We start from the raw sequence: 25,442 nt of genomic DNA, 5'->3' as shown, positions 1-25,442 counted from the left end.
CTCTTTGGCCTTTATTTTTGAAAAAAATTCCGCTCAAACTCGATATAAGCATCATATAAGCATTCCCTGCGCAGATTTATCGTTACCTGAGCCGAATTCTTTGTCACCTTTCTACTGATATGGTTTAATCATGAAAGCGAGGACAGGCCGTTCATCAGTGTTCACAACATATTTTTCTATTCACCCCAGTAATGAATTCTCCTTTCAAAACAATAGCCCTGATCGGCAAACACAGAAATCCGGATATCGTGACTCCTTTGTTAAGCTTGGGTCGATATCTGGAAGACCGTAATCTGGAAGTGCTGCTGGATGGCCTTACCGCTGCTACTTTGGCGGAGACCAGATACCCCGCCATCACCATGGACGAGATCGGCGCTCGAGCTGACTTGACAATAGTCCTGGGGGGCGATGGCACAATGCTCAATATTGCACGGAAACTCGCACCCTTCGATGTGCCACTGGTCGGTATCAATCAGGGTCGACTCGGGTTTCTTACCGACCTTTCCATTGATACCATGCTGGAGACGCTAGGCTCCATATTGGACGGCAAGTTTATTACCGAGCGGCGCATGCTGTTATGCGTTGAAGTGGCGCGCGAAAGCGCTATCACGTTCAGCGCCCTGGCATTAAACGATGTTGCCGTGAACCGGGGTGTTGGCGGCAACATGATAGAGTTCGAGGTGCGTATCAATGGCGAGTACGTTTATTCCCTGCGTTCCGACGGCCTGATCGTCGCGACTCCAACCGGCTCTACCGCGTACGCTTTATCGGCAGGCGGTCCCATTCTTCATCCCAGTCTTGATTTGATCGCGCTGGTGCCGGTCAGCCCACACACGCTGAGTAATCGCCCCATTGTGGTGGGACCGGATGCAGCAGTGGAAATTCTGATGCAACGCACCGCGGTTGCGCGTGTTCATTCGGATAGCCACGCCCATTACGACGTGCGGGAGCATGACAAAGTTGTCGTGCGACGAGCGCCGCATATGGTAACGTTATTGCATCCTTTCAACCATAGCTATTACCGCATGCTGCGCGAGAAGCTTGGCTGGAGCGGTCTGCCGCGGAATCCTGCATGAATCTTTCACCATGTTGAAATTTCTGGGCATTCGGGATTTCGTGATCGTTGACTGCGTGGAGCTGGAATTCGTCCCCGGTTTCACCGTGCTTACCGGGGAAACCGGTGCCGGAAAATCCATCCTGATTGATGCGCTTTCGCTTGTGCTGGGTGAGCGCGGCGACCCGGCTGTTGTACGCAATGGCTGCGAGCGCGCTGAAATCAGTGCCGAGTTTGATATCAGGGTGCTGCCGGACCTGGCCCACTGGTTGCGGGAAAATGGGTTCGAAAATCAGGGTGATGACGACGGCGTATGTCTGCTGCGCCGTTTAGTGGATGCCAGCGGACGTTCCCGCAGTTTCATCAATGGACGCTCCGCCACCTTGCAGCAATTGCGCGCAACCGGGGAACACCTGGTGGATATACAGGGCCAGCATGCACATCAGTTGCTGTTGCGCAGCGAGGCGCAACGCGAACTGCTCGATGCCTATTCAGGTAGCCGGCAGTTAGCGCAGCGGGTGACAGAAGCATATCGCGCCTGGCAGGAAATGCGTCAGCGGCGCGTGGCCTGGGAGGAGAAGGCGGCTTCATTCCTTGAGGAACGCGAGCAACTGGAGTGGCAGGTAAACGAGATCTCCGCGTTGAATTTTTCGCCTGAGGAGTGGCAAATGCTGCAAGCCGAGCATGGCCGCCTATCCAACGCCGCGAGTCTGATAGAGGCAGCGCAAATGGGGTTTGAAGCGCTGTCAGAAGGTGAATCCGCCGCGCTTCCGCAGCTCAACGCAGTGATTTCGCGTCTGCATCATCTGCTCGATTGCGACAACAGCCTGAAAGTTGTGCTTGATTTGCTGGAACCGGCACAGATTCAGCTGCAGGAAGCCGTGTATGAGCTTGGGCGTTATCAACAGCGCCTTGATCTGGATCCCCAGCGGTTGCAGGAAATGGAGGAGCGGTTGGCCGCGATTCATGCTGCAGCCAGAAAATATCGAGTCATCCCGGATCAATTGCCGGAGTTGTTGAGAACGTTTACTGCGCAACTGGAAGAATTTGGCCATAAGGAAGATGGTGAATTGCTGGCGAAGGAAGAAGCAACAGCGAGAGACGAATATCTCAAGCTGGCGAAGAAATTAAGTGCAGAGAGGAAGAGGGCGGCGATAACGCTTGCGCGGCACGTTTCCGGCGCCATGCAAACCCTGGCGATGGCAGGCGGAGAATTCGCGGTGGGCTTGATCCCGCTCGAGCAGGGCAACGCGCACGGTATGGAACAAATCGAGTTCCAGGTGTCCGCGCATCAAGGGCTGCCGCTGCGGCCCTTGGCAAAGGTCGCATCGGGTGGCGAATTGTCGCGTATCGGCCTGGCGATACATATCATTACGAGTAAGCTGGGCGCCACACCCACACTCATATTCGACGAAGTTGACGCCGGTATCGGCGGACGAGTCGCGGAAATGGTCGGCAGCTTGTTAAAAAAACTGGGTGCCGAGCGCCAGGTGATGTGCATCACCCATCTGGCGCAAGTGGCTTCGGCGGGAGACCATCAATGGCAGGTCACCAAGTCAACCGATCCGGCCACTGGGAAGGTATCGAGCCGGATCCTTGTGCTTGAAAGGCAGGAGCGAGTCGAAGAAATCGCGCGTATGCTGGGCGGCGCAAGGATCACAGACACCACCCGCAAACACGCGGCCGAATTGTTGCTGTCCGCCAGGGAAGGCGGCACCATCTGATATCCGGGCGGATCAGGGGGGCACGTTAGGGACCAGTCTGATTTAAGCTTGGTTCATGCTTGGTTCAGGCTTTGCAGTACGAGGGTATCCAACTGCGTTCTATCATGTGAGCAGGTAACTCGTTAAAATCAAAGGCGACACCGTCCTTGATCATCTGATCGACATCCAGTAATTGTTTTATTTCAGGAATATCATTAAAAAATAGCGTATAAAAAGGCCTGACCAGCGCTTTGGAAACTCCCATCCCGATGGGGCCGATAAAATTCCTCCGTTGTCCGACATGCGCGACTTCATCAATCGTGATTTCCTCCAGCAGTTCTTTCAAACGGTCGCGAACTTCGGGTTCTTCGGCCAGTATTTCATCGAAAAGACGGTACAGGTGGCAATAAAAAGTCACTCCCATCAACTCAGTGATAAAAGCGGGCGAATCCATTAAAAACCCCGGAAATTTCGGGAATTGTTCGTAAATTTTTTCCTTGATCGGACCCAGGGGAACCCACTCCACCTTGTCCAGACCGCATGTCAATAACATCTCATTAAAAAGCCGTACATGACAGAATTCTTCGGCTAAATGCATGCGGCTGATCTTATCCTCTATTGTGTGTGAGTTTGCCATATTGGGAACAGCGTCCCATGCGCCTTTGATTCCTACCCATTCATGTCTTGCGAATTTATAGATGCAGGTCAGCATCAACGTCAAGCGATCCAATGATTTTGGATCATCCCGCATCTCAACGTAATTACGGTAAAAGGATTCGGGATCAGCAATCGGTCGGCGCAGCCTGACCGGATGGTCGCGAAAATATTTCAGCCGGGCACGTTTCTTTGCGAGATCTTTGTCATCTTCGATAAGTTGCCCGCCATGTTGCTGAGTAAACTCCCAATAGTTTTCGAAATTCTCCTTTCTTTCCTGCTTTGTAGCCGGTGAAAAAATGGACCGGTATTTAGTTGACGTCATGCTTGGGCTCCGTGATAGGCACGATGGTTTATTCCGTGCGGATAATAACAACTGGGGATGAATGAAATGTGACAGGCCAGGGTGCCTGCAAATAAGGGTTGGGTTGGGTACTCTTATCGAAAGCCAGGTATATTCAAATGGTACCCGGGCATGCAGGAAAATTTTCTCCGGTGATCAGAGGAGTCTCCCCGGCTGGTAGTCCGTATATTCGCCGGACCGGGGGCCGATTAAGTACAATCGATTAAGCGGCAGGGGCGGCAGGGCAATGACATTATTTGAATTGTGCCGAAATCCAGTTTGCGCCATCCATCCATCCATCGGTAAAACATCCGAGCTAGGGCGCCTCTGCCAGTGCCATGAATTCGGCGCGCTGTGCCGCATTCTCCTTCAGATCGCCGAGCATGGCGGATGTGACCGTTTCTTCGCCAGCGACAGCAATGCCGCGTGACTCCATGCACATATGGCGGCAACGGACAATTACGCCGACGGCCTTGGGCTGCAGATGCTCAATCAGAGATTGTGCGATTTGCTGGGTCAGACGCTCCTGAACCTGTAAGCGCGCGGCAAAGCAGTTAACCAGTCGCGTCAATTTGGACAACCCTACAATGTGCCCTCTCGGGAGATACCCAATGGTCGCGTGACCGAAAAAGGGAGCGAGATGGTGCTCGCAATGAGAGTAAACGGGAATCTGCCTGACAACAATCAGCTCATCGTAGCTTTCGCCGCCGTCGGCAAATGTCTTGAGTATGGTAGCAGGGTCCTGGTGGTATCCGCGTGTCCAGTGAGCCCACGCGCGCGCGACCCGGCCCGGCGTTTCTCGCAGGCCCTGCCGTGTTGGATCTTCACCTATTGACCGCAGTAGCCGCTGCCAGTCGGCTATGCCAAATTCCGAGTCACTTGAGCTCATGATTACGATGCCTATGTTTGAGGTAAAGTATGGATGATATGTTATAGAGGCCAAATATCGACACGGTCCTGATGCACATCGGCGCCAATTCCGGTTAAAGCGACACGCATGCGTGTCGCCGGAAGAGCAACGCGGATGTCTGGATTAGTGATAGCGGGCGAGACATAGATAATCCTCCGGTCTCAGTGACTGACGCCACGTCTTTCTGCGGCGACAACGGGCGCTGTTCCATAATAGCACAAGGCAAGTAAGGAATTATCCAGTATTTGAGCTGCAGACCTCTTCTAAGGCCGCATGAACCGGCAAATTTGATAAAATAGGACCATGAAAATTGCTACGTGGAATGTAAATTCACTCAAAGTTCGTTTGCCACATGTGCTTGACTGGCTAGCGTTGAATCAACCTGATGTTTTGTGCCTGCAGGAAACGAAGCTGCAGGATGAGAACTTTCCGATAGCGGAAATTGCAGAGGCTGGATACCAAACGCTCTATAGCGGGCAAAAAACCTATAATGGCGTCGCCTTGCTAAGCAGACAGTCTGGGAATGAACTCATTACCGCCATACCTGGCCTGGAAGACCCGCAAAAGCGCGTACTAGGGGCGATTTACAATGATGTGCGGGTGATTTGCATCTACGTTCCCAATGGCGAACACGTTACATCGGAAAAGTACCAATATAAGCTGAAGTGGCTGGCTGCACTCAAGGACTGGGTGCGGGACATGCTGAGTGAACATCGGAAACTGGTGCTGCTGGGGGACTTCAACATCGCGCCTGAAGAGTGCGATGTACACGATGCGAAACTATGGGAAGGGCAGGTTCTGTTCAGCCTGCCGGAGCGCGAGGCGTTTCGCGACGTACTCAACCTGGGTCTTACGGACAGCTTCCGCCTGTTCGAACAACCGGAAAAATCGTATACCTGGTGGGATTACCGCATGATGGCCTTCCGTCGCAACATGGGTTTGCGGATAGACCATATTCTGTTAAGTAATGATCTTGCGAAAACCTGTACCGCCTGCGTCATAGACAAGGGAACACGACGGCTGGAACGGCCTTCCGATCATGCGCCGGTAATGGTGGAACTGGCAGCCTGTGGACTTGAAGAACCGTATCCGGAAAACCGGTTTCCTTCAAGTCCGGCAAACTGCCAGGTAACCTCCGAACAAGTATCGGGCTTTGCGGGGAACGCAGAATCTGCTTCCACCGAGAATTATTCGGAGGGCTCCTGAATACCCAGTCGTAGCGCTATCCAAAGGCGTGCCGGGGGCGCGACTACACAATGGTTTGCGGCTCGATAAGTCCCATGGAGAGGGCGCGGGAGATCGCCTGCTGGCGGTTGACCACGCCCATTTTCTGTGCCGCATTCTGAAGATGAAAAGTCACGGTACGTTCCGAGATGCTGACGATGTTGGCTATTTCCCAGCCCGTTTTGCCCTCTGCCGCCCACAGCAGGCATTCTTTTTCCCGTTCAGTCAGGCTGATTCTTTTTAGGGGAACCGGCCCTTTACTAAGAACAATTCGCTGGACAGCCTCCTGGAGATAACAGGTCAATAGTTGGGCCTTGCCCATCATCTCTATGATATCGTCCTGTGCTTCGCGAGATTCCCGCGCGGTGGCAAGGCTTAACATTGCAGTCTCACCGTGTCCGCCGTGAACAGAGAAACTGGCTCCGCTCACCAGCCCGCAATCCCTTGCTTCACTTCTTACCCGCGCTTCCTTCCGTCCCTTGAAAATCTCATTCTTCCAGATAATGGGTATTGAGGTCCTCGCGCAGTGGGAAACAGTCGGATCAATATTGGCATAGCCTGCTTCATCATAATGCTTGCGCCATGCTTCCGGATAACAGCTTAGAATGAAGCGATAAGGACGGGTGAGCGAAGTATTTACCTGCACGCCGTACAGAAAATGCTCGAACCCCATTTGACGGGCAATAGCAGTGGTACTGGCATGCAGTTCTTCTACCGTTTCGCAATTCAGCAACGATTCGAACAGGTTTAAATTATTCATGATTTTCTCCTCTCATGATATATCCACTTTATTACGGTATTCTTACCGCTTTTTACAGTCGCGCGGCATTTTATCAACGTCCGAAGTACAATGCGCTATTCCGACGCTGGATTATCCCGCAATGTTATTGTATTTAATAATACAGCGATTCCAGAGATTCAGGTTTTTTGGACTATGACATTTGCTGCTACAGGCACTGGCCTTAACAATAGCTGAGGGGCGGGCATTGACGGCGGGATACGACCGCCTATATTTATTGATGGGAAATTGGGCATTATGCGCATTATGCACGATAGCCAGATTTCTCATCCGCTGAAAAGGTCGCATAAAACACCGCTTTTCTCTCCGCTGCTTTCCCTTCAGCCGGCATACGTGGAGATGGGTTTCGTTCTTCGCCAGAATTTCCGAAAATCGGCTCGACCGGCGGTGAAATTCCTGCTTGTTTTTTCGCCAAGTGCCGTGAGGGTTATCTGATCGAATTTACCTTGCTTTGACATGGCCCACAAAGGAGCGAACCAGTTCCGTTCCAATTCCCTCAAGCTTTCGCGCCAGCCATAGGCATCCGCGTACTGGGCCTGGCCATGAAGTGCGCCAAGCAAGACAAGATGATCGCCCGCCAGGGGGAATCGTTGCCAGATCCCGGCGTCCGCAGGAAGCGGCGCGTGATTGACGCCACACGCCAGAGCCAGGGAACCGGAGAGAACATCATTGCTCCAAACATGGCTATAGGAGCAGGTCAAAGATTGGGGCACGATACCACCTCCCCAGAACCAGGTGCCGTTAATGGCAGGTTCCCCCCGCGCTTCCCGCAGCTCATTGAGTGGATGCTCATGCAGCAGCATCTGGACTTCATTAAAGAGGCTGCGCCAGAATGCACTGTTCATCCCGGATGGTAATAGTTCGTTGATGCCTTGATTGGCCACCTCGCTGAGTAAATGTGTTTTTACCGGTTGTGTTTTCGTTGCGCGCAAATACCAGCGATCGGGTCGTAGCGGCAGGAATTCGGTTTCCTGGCCGGCCGCTCGAAAGTGCTGGTTGAGGAAAGCGGTAAACTCATTGGCTTCCTGTGGCGAAATCTGGAAAACACGGCTGTCGGCCAGAACGACCTGATCGCGCTCGATGCGCAAATGCACAGGATCCGCGCGGATCCAGTAATCGCTTCCTGCCTTGATATGTTCTGTGCCATCCGTTTGCAGAGTAATAGGCGCTACTGGCCAGTCCTCTTGCTTTGCGATGCCAAACGCGCGGCAAAGCCAGGCTTCAACCTCTTGCGGCTCACCGTCAGCGCATGAACATTTTGCCAGCAGGTTTTCCAACGCAGGCAGGGGCAGATCTCGGTAAATTTCGGGAAGGGCGGGTTCCGGCCAGAAGAGTGAGGGAACAAGCAAATGCAGGTTCATTGTAGCGAAATCCCGAAAATCCAGCATTGCGGCCAGCCAATTGGGGCACGAAACGGACGAGGGCCTTATTCGGAAATGGATTGTGCGGGAATCGGGAAGGGATGGTACAGCTAACAGCGGACGCTTGCTAGCCGCCCGCAACCGTCATCCGGTCTATCAGCAGAGACCCGCATTGTTTTGAACCGCGTACAATCACATCATTACCCACTGCGGAAATGCCGCGCAGCATATTTTTCAGGTTGCCGGCAATAGTGATTTCCTCGACCGCGTGGCGGATCTCGCCATCTTCCACCCAGTAGCCCGCCGCTCCCCGGGAATAATCTCCCGTAACGGGATTCACCCCCTGACCGAGCAATTCGGTTACCAGAACCCCTTTGCCCATTTTCTTGAGCAGCGCGGAGAATTCGAGCCCAGCGCCATTATCCAGAATCAGGTTATGGTTGCCGCCCGCATTTCCCGTTGTGCGCAGCCCAAGCTTGCGAGCGGAATAACTTCCCAGAAAATAGCCTTGTACTACTCCATTCTCTACTACCTTGCGCTCATGGGTGGCAACTCCCTCATTATCAAACGGCTCGCTCGCGAGGCCTTTTTTCAGATGAGGCAGCTCCCGGATCTGAATGTCCGGCGCAAATACCTGTTTGCCGATACTATCCATCAAGAATGACGATTGCCGGTAAAGGCTGCCTCCGCTCACAGCACCGACAAAATGCCCAATCAGGCTGACGGCAACCGGAGCTTCGAATAGAACGGGTACTTCGCAGGTGGCGATTTTCCTCGCCCCCAGGCGCGCAACACTACGCGCTCCCGCTTTCCTGCCAACACTATCGGCCTGCTCCAGATCGGCGGCATCGCGCGCCACGCTGTACCAATAATCGCGCTGCATTGTGTCATTCTCGCTCGCAATCACGGCACAACTGATGCTGTGACGCGAACCAGGATAACCACCCATGAACCCCAGGCTGTTTGCGTACACAAACTGTGATTCACTGAGCGAGACGCTCGCGCCTTCGGAGTTGGTAATACGTTTGTCGACCGCGAACGCGGCCGCTTCGCAGGTCTTGGCAAGCTCTATTGCCTGCTCTACCGGTAGATCCCATGGGAAATACAAATCAAGGTTGGGGAATTCTCGCGCCAGTAAATCAGCATCGGCCAGTCCGGCGCAATCGTCCGCCGCGGTGTGACCGGCAATCGACAGTGCTGCTGCTACTGCAGCGTTTATCGCTTCGGGAGCGAAATCCGAGGTACTCGCATGGCCCCGCTTCTGGCCAATATATACCGTTACCGCTAGTCCCTTGTCGCGGTTGTACTCGATGGTTTCCACTTCCCCCCGCCGTACTGTGACATTCTGCCCGAAGGCATCCGATATATCGGTTTCACAGGCAGTGGCTCCGCTCTTCCTGGCCTGATCCAATACGTCCTGCGCGATTTTCTGAAGTACTGCTGAAGGATAGGAAAAACGAGGCGAGGGCTTGGCGTTATCGTTCATGAGGGGACGTTAGTGACATTACATTGATTAGCTATCAAAATAGCACCTGCGCGCTTATTTCAGATGAATAAAGCAGATAGGGATTTGCCTGAGATAATGGCACTATGATAGCAGTTTCTTAACGCGGGATTAAGGAACCTTTCGCATATCTCATCCGCAAAGCCGCTCGTACCTTACACGGAAACCATCACGATATTCTTAACCGGAGCACAATGCAAAAAGATCCAGCAAACGATTCCGAAGAGACTTCTCCGGATTCCGAAGAGCTTACTCCACCCAGCAAGACGCGCCGCAAGCAGGAAATGCATGCGCTGCAGGATATTGGCGAACAATTGGTGCAACTCGATCTCAAGCGATTGACCGAACTTGATTTGCCGGACACGCTCACAGACGCCATACTCGAAGCCAGGGGGATGCGAAAACATGGTGCGATTCGCCGGCAGATGCAATTCATCGGCAAATTAATGCGTCATGTGGACGCCAGGCCGATCCGCGAAAAACTTGATTTATGGAGTGGCCTGACCCTGCACCATTCCGCACGGCTACACTTGCTGGAACGCTGGCGCGAGCGGTTGCTCGCGGATGAGCAGGCGCTCGGCGAGTTTGCGCAAAAATACCCGGGTTCGGACCTGCAACATCTGAGGGCGCTCACGCGCAATGCCCAAAAGGAAAAGCTGGCGAACAAGCCGCCCAAAAGTTTTCGTGCGCTATTCCAGGAATTGCAGAGAATTATTCCGGAAGATTCCGGAAGAACGGACGCAACAGGCGAATGACGACCAGGAAAAGGCTTTATGGGAATACTGTTCCGCTTGCCGGGGCCCTGCGCAGTTGGAGATGAATCCAAACAGCAGGGCGAAAGGGAGCCCAGCCCGATACGGTGCCGCGTTCCCTCCTGGTTTCCTGGGGCTCCAACTAAAATTTGATGCCAGTGCCGACCAATTGCAATGAAACAATCTTGTAAGTAAACTCTGCCGGCTCCAGGCTATCCTGCTGATGGCCGGAGACTTCAGCCTGGGGATACATGAAAAACGACAGTTCGCCGAGAACACTGTCTCGTGCAAGCGTGATGTCCCTGCCATGATTAAACGCCACCCAGTTCATTTCCCAGGAGCCGAACAGTTTTTCGCGCAGCTCAGCTACTCGCGGGTGTGTAATCGGCAAGTTTTCGTCCAGCGCCAGTTGACGTACGTCGGCGGGGTCTACAGGAACCCAGCCCAGGCCAGCAAGATAAAATTCAGCCCGGCAGTGCTGCGCGGTGCTGACATCGTCGGATTGCCCGAGGCTTTTGTGCGCGGCGGACTCATCTATGCGAATTCCATAATGATCCCTGGCGGGAACGCCTGCGGCGCGTGTCAACCCCACGAACAGAGCGTTGAGGTCGGCGCTTTTTCCGCCTAGATTCCCGCTTTCCAGCATGGACTTGATGTCGCCCCGCCCGCAGCCACGGGCTGCCGGGTCACGGTAGGAATTATCCACGACCCAGTTGTATACAGCCTGTGCTTTCTGCAAGGGGGACTGGGCGTTGGCCTCTTTAACGATCGATAAAGCAGTTTTGCGCACAATACCATCCACCGGAATATGCTTTGTGGGCTGTAGAAAATGCTTGATATCGGAAGGAATTGCACCCCGCTCCGAATAACGGCTCAAGTCGACGAATCGATCACTGGTCTTGACGACGCTGCTCACGGAAACCGTGCGCGGACCGGAGCCGCGCCACTCGCCATAAAACATCGGCGATGTTGTTCCCGGGACGTTGTCAAATCTTGCGATGTCGGCATTGCCACTCCATACGCTGCCCTGGGAAAATTGGTGGGGAGTGTCGTTGGTATCCGGCAACGGTAGCCATAGGCGTGCTTTTTTCCCCGTGGCGGGAAGATCGATCTTATAGGTCAGGCGATAAGTGTGTCGCCGTTGCGGGATAACTTCTTGACCGAACACGGATGGTGCAACGGGAAATAATGCGGCGCTTACTCCCGCTAATTTGATAAAATCCCTGCGTTTCATTGCCCTCTCCCGCTATATGTGTTATCTGAAAAATTGTAAGTGCGAATCTAATCCTGTGTTCCTGCCAAGTCAACTAGTTCTATTAGTGAATTTTCATTTCTCCTGATGACCGCTATTCCTGCCAAGCTGCTTCCCGCTATCGAACTTGAAACTGGCGCGGACCCCACCCACAGCATTCTATGGATGCATGGCCTTGGCGCGGATGGCAGCGATTTTGTCCCCATCGTGGATGAGCTCGCCCTGCCGCCGGCGTCCCGCATCCGTTTTCTATTCCCGCATGCGCCTATGCGATCGGTAAGCATTAATCGTGGGATGGAAATGCGCGCATGGCATGACTATGACATCATCGTGGAAGCCCCGGGCCTCCGTGAAAATATGGCAAGCTTGCACGATTCGCAGCGCGCAATCGAAGCATTGATTGCCCGCGAAACAGAGCGAGGAGTCAAACCGGAGAATATCGTTCTGGCCGGGTTTTCTCAAGGAGGCGCGCTGGCATTGCAGACAGGTTTGCGTTATTCCGAAAAGCTTGCTGGTATCATGGCCTTGTCCTGCTATCTGCCGATGCCGCAAATGCTTGCAGCGGAAGGGCATCGGGCCAATTTCTCCACGCCGGTATTCATGGCCCACGGCGAATCGGACAATACCATACCGCTAATATTCGCGGCCGCATCAAAACGGCAGTTGCTTGAATCCGGCTATACAGTGGAATGGCACGAGTATCGGATGGCACATTCCGTTTGCAAGGAAGAAATGGCCGATATCAGTAAATGGCTAGGACGGATATTGGTATAGCCACAGCCTCAGCGAAGGTATCTCGAACGGTCGAACGAGGCGCTTCGTGTAGTTTTGCCGGCATGATTCCTGAAACTTGGTCATGTTGCGCTCAAAACTCTGTTCGGGTGCGGCACAAATGAAAAAGCCCGGGCGCAACGTCAGGGCGCCAGGGCTTTGCTTGCCTATCGGGTTATTTTCGTTTACGGCGGAAAGCGGCCAGTCCGGCTAGCCCCAAACCCAGGAGAGCGAGGGTCCCGGGTTCGGGAACCTGTGCCACCTGTCCCACCTGGACGACGATGGCAGAGCGGTCAACCTCCACTCCTTGCCCGTTATACGCCGCCAAGGCGAAGCTGTACTCACCGGAGTTGTTCGGATCAAAAGCGCCGAAATTCGGTGGCAGGAGCCCTGGCATGGCGTTACCCAGGAAATCCATGCCCAGGTTCCATGAATCCTGAAATGAACCCACAAAACTGATCTCGCCATGATCAGATTCCTCGGTATTCAAACCGAGATCAAAATCGTAGAAGAGCTTGTAGCTATAAGAGTCTGCATCTGTCCCGCCTACATAAAATGCGAAATTCCAGGTTCCGTACGGATTCGCGGGAGACGGGGCATGAGTATCTATGCCGGGGCTAGCGAAGAATGTTCCGGCGCCATCATTCGTGAGTTCAGGGTTGAAGTACCGCTGATGGGCTGTCAGCCCCAGCGTCACGTCGGTGCCCGCCGCCGGACTTCCGATATTGGTAATCGCAACCGCATCGTTTGGAATACCGGTGCCACTGAAAGTGGCGCCAGTCAGAGGGCCGAATGTATCGAAGCTCTGGGTGATGGGTGCGGCCAGTGCATTACCTGCAAGCAAGGTGGTGACAAGCAGACTGCACTTTATAGTTCTGTTCATTATTCTTCTCCAAAATAAATATCATCAGTAAGCTCGCGTGACATTATCCACACTTGTATGGTTTAAGTTGCGCGGCTCAGCCCCTTATAAGCAAACATCGTGCCAGTATCAGGTTAAACAAGGATAATCGTATAAGTAATAAAGCGTTGGGGTGAATGTAAGGCCAGGACTGTTTCTATAGACTGTAAGTGTTCCCGACATCCGGCACAGGAAGCAGGTAATCCTGAGTCGGCGCAAAAGTAGCAGGACGCTCCCAACCGTTTCCACGTTCCCATGCCAGTTCGACCGCTCGATATGTATAAGCGGCAATCTTCACAAAACCTTAACGCCTGTCTGATACTTCCTTCACAAAGACTGCTTTATGCTGTGTATAGTGGGGTAATTATCGAAATTTAAACCTAAAGTGGAGGGAATCCAATGCATGCGCCTATCCAACAGGACACCGACAAGCTGTCGGGCAAGTTGCCGAATGCAATATCAGCTAAAGAAAGTGGTGCGGCACAGCGGATTGCGCATATCGATGACGACCCGGATATTCGCGATACCGTCAGGCGTATTTTGATCACAAACGGATATGAAGTTGACAGCTATCAGACAATGAATGATTTCCTGGTCTCACTAAGGGACTCCAGGACTCCGCCCGATCTCGCAATTCTCGACGTGATGGTGGAAACGATGGATACGGGGCTGGAAGCTTATGTAGAAGTCCGCAAACGTTTCCCGGAACTTCACATGATATTCATGACCTCTCTTGGCGAAGAAATCCGTCCCTATTTCACGGGTATATCCAACGAGTGGATATTAATCGTCGAGAAGCCGGTCGAGCCGGTCAGTTTCTTGTCCATCATTCGTAGCCGGCTGGACGATTCTGAACCTTAAAGCAGATTTTTCCCGGAGAATTTAACATGGCAATTGCCGAATTTTCCTGGGATGTATCCAAAAAGCGCTTCGCGTTCCCTGGCATAGGGGTGACGGGGGCAAAGCTGAGCGATGAAGTATTGATTGGCAACGCCCGCTGGTTCATTATTTTTCGGTGGGCCGTCGTCGTCGTTCTCCTCCTTTTTCAGATATTTGCCCTTATCGCCTCGGATACCCTGACGAAAATCGGCATCACTCACCAGCAAGGGTGGCCAATTGCCATCACGGCGGTGTTATGCATATCAAATATTATTTACATATACGCCCTTGATTTCCGCCGGCAGACAAAATATAACTCTCCCTCCATAAATATCTGGGCGCAAATCATTATCGACCTGCTATGCCTGTCGGTTGTCGTCCATTATGTCGGCAGCACCGCAACCCCCGCCCCGTTTTTTTATGTGCTGCATATCGCCTTATCGTGTATTTTCTTCTCGACGGTGGAAAGCCTGATTGTCACGGCACTGGTCTGCGCAATGTATGCAATTGTCTTGATTATCGAGAATCCGCTTCTTTTTCTGGCGCCTCAATCCATGCTGCCAGATTCCGGCGCACCTGTCGTTACCCCGCTTAAAGTCAATATTCTCTTATGGATGTTCACGCTTAATGTGCTCTTTGTCATTGTCTGGTATGTGGTTTCAAGGCTGGCGATCGTCGTGCGCACCCATGAACACCACCTCCTGGACGCTTACGAGCAGATCAGCCGGGCGCAGGTTGAGAAGGACCGGTATGCCGTATTGATGACGCACCAGCTCAAGGCGCCGCTGGATGCAATTCGGAGCAAGATCAACCTTATAAAAGGAAATTATTGCGGAGAAATATCGCCTGAGATAAAGGATGTACTTGTAAAGATCGATAATCGCGCTTCCGGCATGGCGGGTCTGATTCTGGATGTGCTCAAGCTTGAACGGCTGAAAGCCGCGGCGCGAGACACTGATAACCTTGAATGCGTCAATATCGAAACGGTCATTCGCAAGTGCATCGATAAATTAAACCCCATCGCTAATTCACGGCACATCAATATCCAGGCATCGACCGTCGATTTCGCCGTGGAATGTATTCCCAATCAGCTTGAAATTCTTTTCGAGAATATCATTTCAAACGCTGTTGCCTATTCATACGATGGCGCCTCGGTCGAAATCGTATCCTCCGTGAACAAGCAAAGCTCATCTGCTGTGGTTACAGTTATCGATCACGGGATCGGAATCGGGGATAAGGACTTGCCGCATATCTTTGATGAATATTTCTATACTCCCCGAGCTGCCCTGCACAACAGAACGTCGAGCGGAATAGGCTTATCGATAGTCAAAACAGTAGCCGAAAATAACAAGCTGCACATCAAGGTTTCCAGCGAGCAAAATGTGGGAACAGCTTTTTCCGTTATCTTTCAGCGTGTAAAAAACGAATCTGTTCCGGAAAAGGATACGCAGCAACCGTCAAGTCTGATTGCTCGTCCGGTAAACCCACAGGTGGAATCGCTGGAGTCAGGCAAAAGCGGCGGTCAACTGGCGTCAACGCATTAAAAAGGCGCTGGGGATAACAAGGGAACCGCAACGTTATTTTAAACACGGCGGCATCCTGGTTTCCGTTCACGCCTCACCCCAATCTATAACTCAACAGCAATTAGCTTGCCTCGTCACGACACAGGCTCAGTCAGCAATTTTTTTCTCATGATCTTGAGCTGACCCCTGTGTATCTTGCTGTCGAGCCGTTTCTTTTGCGAACTACGCGTTGGTTTCGTCGGTTTACGTTTTGCGGGCAGCTCGGCTATGCTATCAACGAGTTCATACAGCCGCCTTACCGCTTCCTCGCGGTTTTTCTCCTGGCTGCGATACTGCTGCGCTTTGATAACGATAACGCCTTCCCTGGTAATCCGGTGGTCGTTCAGTTTCAGCAAACGCTCTTTGAAGTGATCAGGCAGCGAGGAAGCGCCAATGTCGAAGCGCAGGTGAACCGCGCTGGATACCTTGTTGACATTTTGTCCGCCAGCTCCCTGAGCTCGAATTGCCCTGATCTCTATCTCATTTTCTGGAATAGTAACCATATATAGCTTTTCAGCGTTAACCCGCTAGCGTCTGTCCACGTTTCCTGACGTAAGCCTCTTCTTCCGAAGCCTTCGCATTGCGACCTGCAATCTCACCAATCGTACCGTTGAGCCAGGGTGAGACGAGTGGAGCGAAGCGCGCAGCCCATCACTTATGGTTTACCCCTCATCAGGCTACTACCGCTTTCCATGTCGCCGCTTCCCGCTCAACATCCTGTCAGACCTGTTTCCGTCGATCTTCAGGACAAGGCAAAAACGGCCTCGGCGAGAAACCGAAATCCTGCATCGCATCAGTATGGCTAAAGCACAGATCGGCATTCATTCGCGTTGCCATTTCCGGAGTCATGCCTCGCTTACCGGGGAGCAGCGTCATGGCACGTATCGCACCGCGAAACATCCATGTGGGCAGGATTAAAAAATGTACAGGCTTTCCGAGCGAACTAAAAATCCTCTCGACCATTTGCCGGTACGCTAACGTTTCTCCTCCACTCAAATTATATGCCTTGTTAAAGGTGGCCGGCTTCTCGAGCGCCATAAGGCATGCCGCAGCGAGATCATCGGCATGAACAGGCTGACGCAGTCCCGCAGCTTTTCCCAGCAACGGAAAGAACCCATAACGTCTGATAATGTCCGCAATTCGCCTGACATTTTTATCCCGAACGCCATCGTAGACCAATGTTGGACGAAAGACCGTCCAGTTTATTTCCGAAGTGCTGCAAAGACGGCTGATAGCCTCTTCTGCTTCAGAGAAACGAGTCGACAAAATCCGTTCACCTGGATCAGCAGAGTTCACTTTGCTAAACAGACTGGTTGAACCAAAGCCGATCACGCGCCGGGTCTGGAATCTGTCCAAAACAGGCAGCAGCATTGGCAGCAGCCACAGCGGGGCCAGATGAATGAGTGCGTGCGCGTTAATCTCGGGCAGTTGTTCCGGATGACTTATATCCGCCTGATGCCATATTAGTTCCGGGCTGATTGTTGCCTGGTTTTTTCCAGCAGCGCGGCTGATGGCATGAACCTCGTAACCCGCATCCAACAGCCGCGGCAGCAAAAAATGCCCAATGATGCTGGTCGCGCCTGTAACAATAATTTTATGTGTGGAAGCACGTTCAGACATCGAGTTGTTCAACGCCTGGTTCAGGCTCAAATATGAAACATTCTGGCATTCTTGCTCGGGGAGGGCGGCACTATTTTATTCTCGCCTCAGTCTAAGCCACCGTCCAGCTCGGCGAGCGCTATAAAATGCCGCCACTGCTCCAAAGCGCAACCATACTCCCAGCGCCACCAGCCACATAACGACGCCGGGATACTTATGCTGGAAGAACTTGCGGTAGAACCGCATCATCCCCTTGTGCTTGTGCCATTCCACAAAGACAGGGCGAGAGCGGCTGCATGTTCCCTTATAGTGCACAACGGGGGCATCGGGTACAAAAAGAATCTTCCATCCCTTGTTCCGAAAGCGCATGCACCAATCCAGATCCTCGCAATGGAGAAAATAACCCTCGTCCCACAGGCCGACATCTTCAATCGCCTCGCGGCGCACCAGCATGAGGGCGCCGGAAATAGCCTCCACCTCAAGCGTGTCATCCGGCAAAGCATGCTTGTGCAGATGGAAATCAAGAAACAGTTTGGGCCAGTAAGTACTGAAGCGGTAGAGCCCAAAGGCACGAACAAAGGAACGCCAGGGGGTAGGCACTGCGCGCCGGCCACCTGCCTGCTCCATCCCATTCTCATTGATCAACAACCCGCCCACCATCCCCGCCTCGGGGGCCGTTTCCAATACCTGAACCATGCGCTGCAATGAACCAGCGCTCAGAATACAGTCAGGGTTGAGGAATAAGAGATAAGGCTCTCTAGCCTGTGCGGCACCGATATTGCAGGCTGCGGCGAAACCGAGATTGGCAGCGTTGCGAATGATCTTGAGTTTCGGCTCTTCAGGAAAACATTGAGCGCAAAGTTCAAGGCTCAAATCAGAAGACGCATTATCCACCACCAGCACTTCGGCTGCCTGTGGCAATGCCGACTGAATGCACGCTGCCAGGAATTGCCCCGCATTATAATTTACGATGATGACTGAGACGGGGAGTCGATCCATATGGGGATTTACCTCAGCAACCATCTATTTTTCATCTTCCTTGGTGCTCCTGTTCGACGAGAAAGCGCAGAACAGGAGCACCATAAACCATGCGGATCGCCCGTGCAAGAAATCAGGTATGCCCTTTTCCGGGGAAATAGGGTTCAGGAAATTGGAAATAGATGACACCTGTTTTTCTTTCCTGAAGGTTATCCAGAGATATCAGCTTCCAGAGCACCGAGCGAAAATATTTGCCTGACTAAATCGGCTCTCCCACGAATTATCCTTTCGGAATTGCGCCGTGATTTCTTGTTCTGTGCAGTTGGACAAGGCTTGCTCCACCACCTTTGCCATATTAGAGTTCCGGTCGATAAGGTACACACCATCACTTTCCCCCCTAAACGACATCTCCCCAAAAGCTGAGCTTATTACCGGCAACCCCAGCGCCCGATATTCATAAAACTTGATAGGGTCTACAGAAGCGGTAAGCGTTGTTTTTTTGAATGGGATTAAACCGACGTGGAACTGATTCATGGCCTGTAGTGCTTCCGAGTGAGGAAGCGGAGGCTCCAGGCAAATATTAGGAGGGAGGGTGGGGGGGCGCACATATATGGGACCGATCAAACGAAATCGCGCTTCGGGATTTGCTTCCGCCAGTGCAACAACAAGCTCCCAGTCAAACCAGTGCCCAATCGTTCCGACATAGCCAATCGTCGGAACCAGGATGCCCTTCAGTAGCACGTCTGGCAGTTCAGGCAGTCTATCTGCGGCACAAGCGTTCAGAGCCAGGCGAACATCGCCCGCCAAGTGCCGCAACCGATCTAGTAACGCAGAAGATGATGTCAAGATCATTGATACCTTACTTATTATCCTGTCTTCCCTGCTTGCAGTTGCGAGTCGAGACAAGCCTCCATAAAAGGCTGGATAATCGTCCATTGCATCATAAAAAGATGAGCTAAAGCACTCCTTTGAGAGCAAGCGCAATGCCAGGGTTGTCGGTTTTCCGATACCCAAAACGGTTGAGCTATCTGCAAAGCGATGCGCCGCCGATTCAACGTCACGCCAAAACAAGCGGTTAATAGAGTCGGAAAACGGCAATGGCTCTATGGGTAATGCCTTTGATTTTACAACTGTCAACCAGGCTGGAATATTGCAATCCATGCTGCCGGATTTCGGACGCCGGTTCAGCAAGTCGGATAGTTCCGGGAATCGACCTGGATAAGGATCAATCCAAAGAACTTCGCCACCGGTGAACGAGTGAAAGTATCTGACCAGTTCGTGCGGCCGCTGCGAAAAACTATTCCAGGGAACCGGGGAAAGATAAATCAAACGCACGTGGCAAAATAGTCCCGCAATACTGCGGCAATGCGTCCCGCTGCCTTGCCATCGCCATAGGGTGAAACGCCGCGCGCCATCTCAGCGTAGACCATCCTGTCATCCAGCAAGTGCTGCGCTGAGCTGGTGATCTCATCAAAATCGGGCCCTACCAGCCGTACCACGCCTTCCTGAACTGCTTCAGGCCGCTCGGTCTCGCGCCGAAGAACCAGCACAGGCTTACCCAAAGCGGGCGCTTCTTCCTGTACGCCACCCGAATCGCTCAGGATCAGATAAGCATGTTTCATGACCTCGACAAATGGCAGGTAGTCCAACGGTTCGCAAAGGGTGATTCTGGGATGGTCACCCAGGATCTGAGAAGCGACTTCGCAGACATTAGGGTTGGGGTGCAGCGGATACACAACCTGCACATCTTCATTGCGCTCCACCAGGGCCAGAATAGCTCGACAAATCTCCCTGAATGGCTCGCCAAAATTTTCCCGGCGGTGTGCCGTCACCAGAATCAGGCGCCTATCTGGATCAATTCTGAATGGAAGCGGAGTTTTACGTTCAGAGACACTCAACAGGGCATCGATCACCGTGTTGCCGGTCACAAATATATTGTTGTTCACAATGCCTTCCTTCAGCAGATTCTGCCGGGCGCTCTCGGTAGGGGCAAAGTGCCACTTGGTCAATCTGCCCGTCACCACACGATTCATCTCTTCAGGAAATGGATTCGCCATATCACCGGTGCGTAAACCTGCTTCCACATGGCCGAATGGAATTTTTTGATAGAAGCATGCCATGGCGACGGCCATTACGGTCGTGGTATCGCCCTGAGCGAGGACCACATCCGGCTTCTCGGCTTCAAGCACATCCTCAAGACCGAGCAACAAGCGCGTGGTAAGGGCCGTTAGCCCTTGATTTGGGCGCATGATATTCAGGTCTATGTCTGGCTCAATTTCAAAAATCCGCAGAACCTGATCCAGGAGACCTCGATGTTGTGCCGTGGCAAGAACCCGGACGTTTGCCCAAGGCTCATTTTTTAAAGCCAGAATGACAGGGGCCATTTTAATGGCCTCAGGTCGTGTTCCAACGGCACAAAGAATTTTGTGATTCATCTTGTTTTACCGGGAAATAAAATCAGAATTAACAATAGGTCCTAAAGAGCGTGTATGCAGTGTCCGTCCCATCCCGTTTAGAGGCATTCGCGCCTATACTGGTCCAACACGCGCGAGCGATGCCGGGAACATTTCAAAGATGCCTCGTGTGACAACCGGAAAGTCTTCCTAGGTTTACCTTCCATGCCTGAAGTACGGGACCTATCCTGACAGAGCGGGCGAGCGCCCGCATTTATAGTTTCCCTGAAACTATTCTTCACTATATTAAACTTCCCGGGAATAAGCTTAGTGTGGACAGAGTTCTCGAAGCAAATCAACCAAATCAGAACAGTGTTTATTAGGGCTGTAATATTCGCTTATGTACGCATTTGATGTTTTTCTTTTCTTATCCAGTAGAACAGCTCGAATAGTTTGTGCAAGGTCCTCTGGATTTTCCGGCGCCGCCAAATGGATGTAGCTCTCATAGCCTCTTTTAACAGACAACTCATTGAATTCGACCATACCCGGTAGGGCCGCTGCTATTACTGGCACATCCATGGCAAGTGCCTCAAGTACTGCAACGGGCAATCCTTCCAGCCGAGAGGGGACCACGAAACATCCAAATTCCTTCATTGCCTTCCATGGCTCGGGAGTTGCCGCACGGAAGTCCACATCAATATCCAGCTCCGAAGCCAATTGCTTAAACCTATGGAGATCGTCGCCGGCGCCGTAAAAACGCACAGGCATGTGTCCGAACTCCTCCTTGAGAATTGCCCAGGCCCTAAGGAAAATATCTATCCCTTTTATCTCGTAATAGCTTGTAATTGCACCTATACAGTTTCCGAGATCCTCGCCGGGAACGAACCTGTCAAGAGGTATTGGGTGATCCAGCACGCGGCAGGGTCTTCCGTAGGTATCATAAATGTAATTAGCCAAGAATGTGGAATGCGTAACAAGTATCGTGGGAACTGTTTTATCGCTATTACTAGTATCGACACGGTGAATAAATTCGATAGAGATCTTTTTTGACCTTTTAATTACATCGAGTGCCCATTCAGGCAGCCAATGATAAAGAATGACATCAAAACCCACGATTGCTTTTTCCAGCGCACGGCTGTTGTCTGCGCGCGAATATTCAAAGGGACAAGTTTCCCGATTGTCATGACCACCGCAGACGACTACGGGTGCATTCAGTAGCCTCGACTCCTCTCTGATAATGCTTTCCACTCCACCGTGGATTGCGTTACGCGTGAGAATAGCCCACTTGTCGGCTTTTCTGGAGTTCGACCGGAAAGTATCCGCCGGATTGCGCGCTAACCAGTTGTTCTTGGATTGATCGTTGATCCAGCCATAATCCCACAACAATTCAGTCCAGCGCGCACGCCATAAGGTAAGCTCAAAATTATGTGCAGTTTCAGCCCCGACGCGCTGAAGTTTTTCACGCAACGCACGATCTTCAATAAGTTTATTGATTGCACCGGAAATGTCACTTGGGTTAGGCTCAACTAACAGACCATTGATTCCATGGTAGATAACGTCAGGAAGGCCGCCGACGTTTGTGGCGATTACCGCGCACCCGCAGGCCAATGCCTCGATACATGAAAGACTAGTGCCTTCGCATGCAATCGTAGGGATTACTGCGATATCCGCCCTTTGATACCAAGATGGCATTTGATCAAAATCTGCAACGCTAAAACTCACGCGCTTATCGCTGGCACTCACATCCTTGATTATCTGGGTGTCGACAGGGTCTCCCTCTCCAAGCCAAATGATTTCAACGTCATAAGGTACGCTGGAAACAATATCGGCAAAAATCCTGGATCCTCTATTGATCTGACTTCTCCGTGGAAATAGAACGGTCAGACGATCAATATTCCTCTTATTAAAATCGGGGAAATATGATTTTTTGTCAAAAAAATTGGGGATATACCGCATTTTTTGCGCTAATTCAGGCCATAAACTTCGGATAACACCAATCGAGTTGGTATCAACACTGATTACGCCAATGGGGTTTCTGAACGACCTATGTAAATACTCGAACCACGACGCCGTTCGAAAGATAGCATCCGGATAATTATTATGGTCAAACCAAATGCCGTGACAGACCATCAAACCATCTTCTCGCACTACGCCCGATGCATATTCGGGTAGGTGGTAATAGACGTGGTCGAAATCAGCAGTGATTTCTGTAAAATCTGTACAAACGCTGTAATGAAATTCCCCCACAGTTTTCCCAATCGGGAGGAACCTCACTTCAAATGAATAGTATTCGCTGCTCGTCTTATTCAGTAGGCTAGGTTGAAAAAATGTAACCTCGATAGAGAGTTCCCTAAGGAGATGTCCCAACTCCAAAGCGTATCGTTCCCCGCCCCCAAACCTTGGTTTGCCGCTATTCCAGTCAAGCAATTGATTGGTGAGTATCGCGGCTCGCCGCTTGCCGTGCGGTCGTCGTACACCGAAATACGGCTTGTTTTGACGCTCAGTCCCCCCTTCGGGGTGGCCGGAAAAAATATTGGGCGGAATAAGAGCCAGCGAGCCACTTCGGCCGCTTGCTTGAGGTGGTGTCGCAGTAGTTGGCCAATTTGTTATTCTAAGAACAACTCCTCGCAACATGTACTTTGTCTTGAAGGGAAGCGGTGCTTTTCTATAAAGTGTTCTGCAAAGTAGCAGGAGCTTGGCCTTTTCCCCATCACCGACGTCCGTGTTCCGTATCGTTCTGAACAAAAAGCGAAATGGCCTAGTCAATCTCCACGACCTACCGGTCAGAATGGCGGATAAATCCCGATTCAGGCGAACTATATGTTCATCACGTTCGGCCACTACTTTGCTAAGGTCAGTGATCTGAGCATCGCGGGCAACCATCGTTTGGTGAAGTTTCGCAATCTGCTCATTGCGCTCCCCTATGATTTGATTAAGACGGCCAATCTCCTCGTTGTATTGAGAGACAGTAGAATCCGAGATTTTAGATTTATGAGAGAGACAGTTCGGTAGTGTCGATGAGTTGATTACAAGTGAGGGCTCCGTTTCAACCATCTTGAAGATTAATAAGTTTTCATCTTTCCGGGGACTTGCAGATAAGGTATTAGGCTCATTTCGCTCTAAAAAGTGAAGTTCGCATAATTCGCGATAAAGCGCTTTGGCCAGGGAGTGGATATCCTCGTTTGCATAAACCTGCTCGTCAGTCTGTTTATGATGAACCAAGGTTTCCGCAAATTCAGGTCCGACGGCAGCACCTGAAGCAGCATCATCTATAGACAAGAATTCAGCAAGTTCCCTGTCGAACTGAAGCGGCGACTGGCTGGCATTCTCAAAAAAAACGAATTTCCGCTTGAAGCCTCGGGTGTGAAATATTGCCGAGGCCATGTGTAAAAACCAGAGTTCACTGCCATGCCGTATTGCAATACCGTTACGCCGCAGTAATGACTCGGCAACCGCCAGTGGATTTCTGATTGGTATAACATAATGGGTTGGTTGGAAGATTTGCCTCCAAAATGGAAGCAGGAGGCTTGTCCTAGGGTCTTTCCATCCCCAAGCCTGCGATTTTCCGAACTTCGTTTCTACAAGAAGTTTCGCTTTGGCCCGGAACGAGTCGAGCAAAGAAGACGTTTCCCAGCCTGGCTCGAGAAAAGGCGGACGCATATGATCTCCGCCCAGCGCAATTAATATTTCTTCTCCCAGGTAGGATAGGTCTTTATTTTCATGATAGCCGAGTTCGTTATAGGCGTCTCCGGCGATAAGTTCCTCGTCATGCCCAAAGTCAATTCCCATTCCACGGATGCGGCCAGCCACATACGAGCTCCCAGACCGATGCATGCCCAATACGGAAACGATTGTTTTTTCCATGAGCGCCTATAATTTTTTGAAGGCGGCAATATGCTGGCCGCGTGGATGCCCCCAGTCGCCAATATTTTCAAACTCAAAACCAGCTCGCTGAGCAAGAGCCCAAATCTCACTTACGGTGTAGTGAAAGCAAGCATGAGAATGCGACCTTGACGGATTTGACGCCAGAGTCTCACTCGGAAAATAGGTTGCGAATAGCACAAACCCTTTATGCACGAATTCACGCAAATTTTTCAGGCAAATGCCGATATCATCAAGCGTAAGATGCGTGAACAGCGATTGCGCAATCGCCATTGTCGGAATCCTCGAGAATTTGACGAACTCAAATTCCGCGGATATCACAAACTCAGGTTTTTTTTCCAAATAAGCTTCAATACCAAGCTCGTTGGCAACGCCCAGGATAATTAGCGATAGTTCCTTGTCTATGCCAAGATAATTTTTCTCGGCCAGGAAATTTATAAATAGGCACCCTCCACGCAAGGATCCGCAACCAATATCCAGGAGCGACGTATCTTCGGTAAGCCCGTTTTTTAGCAGAAATTCGAACTGAAGCCTTCCAATTTCATCCCAATATTGATCATTGCCGCCCACATAGCTCCTATGGCCTTCTGTGGCAACTTGTCTAATACCTTCCTCACGAAATTCAAACATATTATCTCGCCAATTTGATAAAAAGATAGAACGTAGCGATCGGAGTCATACAAAGAACCGATTAGGACGCCAGTTACGGTTAGAAACAGCAATATACTAACTCAAGCCAGAATGGCTTGGTCACAGTTGACGCCCGAATTGTACAGGCCAGAAATGAAAATTCTGCCTACATTAAGTTGCTTGAAAGGCATTTTCGTTTAATTGACACCGACTCCGCAGGCGCCCCCCGCATGAAGAGGCCAGTGCTTTTTGAGCATTACCGCAGCTGGCGGTTTGCACCTTAAGATGCAA

Annotated in this window: 20 protein-coding genes and 1 pseudogene; 7 read left to right on the top strand and 14 right to left on the bottom strand. The window is 51.6% G+C overall.

Translation table 11 applies throughout. From position 1 onward, the window contains the following. Positions 1–191: 191 nt before the first annotated feature. Positions 192–1,076: an NAD kinase gene (locus CRO05_RS00515; protein WP_097065362.1), complete on the top strand. Its 885-nt coding sequence runs from the start codon at positions 192–194 to the stop codon at positions 1,074–1,076. Between the two features lie 10 nt (positions 1,077–1,086). Further along, positions 1,087–2,778 carry a DNA repair protein RecN gene (recN, locus tag CRO05_RS00510; protein ID WP_097065361.1) on the top strand — a complete coding sequence of 564 codons (1,692 nt, stop codon included), beginning with the start codon at positions 1,087–1,089 and terminating at the stop codon, positions 2,776–2,778. A gap of 64 nt (positions 2,779–2,842) precedes the next feature. Here the strand turns inward: recN and CRO05_RS00505 are convergent, their stop codons facing one another. Then, positions 2,843–3,736 (bottom strand): hypothetical protein, encoded by an 894-nt coding sequence (locus tag CRO05_RS00505; protein ID WP_097065360.1) that lies wholly within the window; start codon positions 3,734–3,736, stop codon positions 2,843–2,845. Between the two features lie 334 nt (positions 3,737–4,070). Then, a complete protein-coding gene (gene folE / locus CRO05_RS00500; protein WP_097065359.1) occupies positions 4,071–4,643 on the bottom strand; it encodes a GTP cyclohydrolase I FolE in 573 nt (190 codons plus the stop codon). 324 nt (positions 4,644–4,967) lie between these two features. Between folE and xth the strand changes: the two are divergent. Then, positions 4,968–5,729 (top strand): annotated as a pseudogene (gene xth, locus CRO05_RS00495) (exodeoxyribonuclease III); the annotation flags it as partial. A 184-nt stretch (positions 5,730–5,913) separates the two neighbouring features. Here xth and CRO05_RS00490 read toward each other — a convergent pair. From CRO05_RS00490 to pmbA, 3 genes are all read right to left on the bottom strand, one after another. Next, the gene (locus CRO05_RS00490) at positions 5,914–6,648 is read right to left on the bottom strand and encodes a LuxR family transcriptional regulator (RefSeq protein ID WP_097065357.1); all 735 of its coding nucleotides are present in this window, start codon (positions 6,646–6,648) and stop codon (positions 5,914–5,916) included. A 359-nt stretch (positions 6,649–7,007) separates the two neighbouring features. Further along, positions 7,008–8,048 (bottom strand): phosphoglycerate mutase, encoded by a 1,041-nt coding sequence (locus tag CRO05_RS00485; RefSeq protein WP_097066573.1) that lies wholly within the window; start codon positions 8,046–8,048, stop codon positions 7,008–7,010. Positions 8,049–8,175: 127 nt separating this feature from the next. Continuing rightward, a complete protein-coding gene (gene pmbA / locus CRO05_RS00480; protein WP_097065356.1) occupies positions 8,176–9,534 on the bottom strand; it encodes a metalloprotease PmbA in 1,359 nt (452 codons plus the stop codon). Positions 9,535–9,746: 212 nt separating this feature from the next. On the opposite strand from pmbA, the gene yjgA reads away from it, so the two are divergent. After that, the gene (yjgA, locus tag CRO05_RS00475) at positions 9,747–10,307 is read left to right on the top strand and encodes a ribosome biogenesis factor YjgA (RefSeq protein WP_097065355.1); all 561 of its coding nucleotides are present in this window, start codon (positions 9,747–9,749) and stop codon (positions 10,305–10,307) included. Between the two features lie 139 nt (positions 10,308–10,446). Here yjgA and CRO05_RS00470 read toward each other — a convergent pair whose 3' ends face one another. Beyond that, a complete protein-coding gene (locus CRO05_RS00470) occupies positions 10,447–11,538 on the bottom strand; it encodes a transglutaminase family protein (protein WP_097065354.1) in 1,092 nt (363 codons plus the stop codon). Positions 11,539–11,643: 105 nt separating this feature from the next. Between CRO05_RS00470 and CRO05_RS00465 the strand changes: the two genes are divergently transcribed. Next, on the top strand, positions 11,644–12,330 hold the full coding sequence (locus tag CRO05_RS00465) for an alpha/beta hydrolase (RefSeq protein WP_097065353.1): 687 nt from the start codon (positions 11,644–11,646) through the stop codon (positions 12,328–12,330). A gap of 172 nt (positions 12,331–12,502) precedes the next feature. On the opposite strand, the gene CRO05_RS00460 is transcribed toward CRO05_RS00465, so the two are convergent. Next, a complete protein-coding gene (locus CRO05_RS00460) occupies positions 12,503–13,210 on the bottom strand; it encodes a PEP-CTERM sorting domain-containing protein (protein WP_097065352.1) in 708 nt (235 codons plus the stop codon). 417 nt (positions 13,211–13,627) lie between these two features. Here CRO05_RS00460 and CRO05_RS00455 point away from each other — a divergent pair, with 417 nt between their 5' ends. Together CRO05_RS00455 and CRO05_RS00450 are read left to right on the top strand one after the other, a co-directional pair. Continuing rightward, positions 13,628–14,089: a response regulator gene (locus tag CRO05_RS00455; RefSeq protein ID WP_090881785.1), complete on the top strand. Its 462-nt coding sequence runs from the start codon at positions 13,628–13,630 to the stop codon at positions 14,087–14,089. A 26-nt stretch (positions 14,090–14,115) separates the two neighbouring features. Then, positions 14,116–15,651 carry a HAMP domain-containing sensor histidine kinase gene (locus tag CRO05_RS00450; protein WP_097065351.1) on the top strand — a complete coding sequence of 512 codons (1,536 nt, stop codon included), beginning with the start codon at positions 14,116–14,118 and terminating at the stop codon, positions 15,649–15,651. Positions 15,652–15,764: 113 nt separating this feature from the next. Here CRO05_RS00450 and arfB read toward each other — a convergent pair whose 3' ends face one another. The 7 genes from arfB to CRO05_RS00415 form a co-directional block, all read right to left on the bottom strand. Further along, entirely contained in the window at positions 15,765–16,172 is a 408-nt protein-coding gene (gene arfB, locus CRO05_RS00445; protein WP_097065350.1) for an alternative ribosome rescue aminoacyl-tRNA hydrolase ArfB, read from the bottom strand. Positions 16,173–16,389: 217 nt separating this feature from the next. Then, positions 16,390–17,289 carry an SDR family oxidoreductase gene (locus CRO05_RS00440; protein WP_097065349.1) on the bottom strand — a complete coding sequence of 300 codons (900 nt, stop codon included), beginning with the start codon at positions 17,287–17,289 and terminating at the stop codon, positions 16,390–16,392. Between the two features lie 75 nt (positions 17,290–17,364). After that, positions 17,365–18,267, bottom strand: coding sequence for a glycosyltransferase family 2 protein (locus CRO05_RS00435; protein WP_097066572.1), 903 nt, complete (start codon positions 18,265–18,267; stop codon positions 17,365–17,367). Between the two features lie 201 nt (positions 18,268–18,468). Next, positions 18,469–19,581, bottom strand: a complete 1,113-nt coding sequence (locus tag CRO05_RS00430) for a glycosyl transferase (protein WP_097065348.1) — start codon at positions 19,579–19,581, stop codon at positions 18,469–18,471. Continuing rightward, positions 19,572–20,681, bottom strand: coding sequence for a non-hydrolyzing UDP-N-acetylglucosamine 2-epimerase (gene wecB, locus CRO05_RS00425; RefSeq protein ID WP_097065347.1), 1,110 nt, complete (start codon positions 20,679–20,681; stop codon positions 19,572–19,574). The genes CRO05_RS00430 and wecB overlap by 10 nt, the downstream gene beginning before the upstream one ends. A 285-nt stretch (positions 20,682–20,966) precedes the next feature. After that, positions 20,967–24,503 (bottom strand): glycosyltransferase, encoded by a 3,537-nt coding sequence (locus CRO05_RS00420; protein ID WP_097065346.1) that lies wholly within the window; start codon positions 24,501–24,503, stop codon positions 20,967–20,969. Positions 24,504–24,509: 6 nt separating this feature from the next. After that, on the bottom strand, positions 24,510–25,151 hold the full coding sequence (locus tag CRO05_RS00415; RefSeq protein ID WP_097065345.1) for a hypothetical protein: 642 nt from the start codon (positions 25,149–25,151) through the stop codon (positions 24,510–24,512). Between the last annotated feature and the right edge of the window lie 291 nt (positions 25,152–25,442).

This window comes from Nitrosovibrio sp. Nv4, assembly GCF_900215485.1.
GTDB lineage: Bacteria > Pseudomonadota > Gammaproteobacteria > Burkholderiales > Nitrosomonadaceae > Nitrosospira.
The sequence above is the reverse complement of the archived record's forward strand: the minus strand, read 5'-3'. Positions and strand labels throughout refer to the sequence as shown.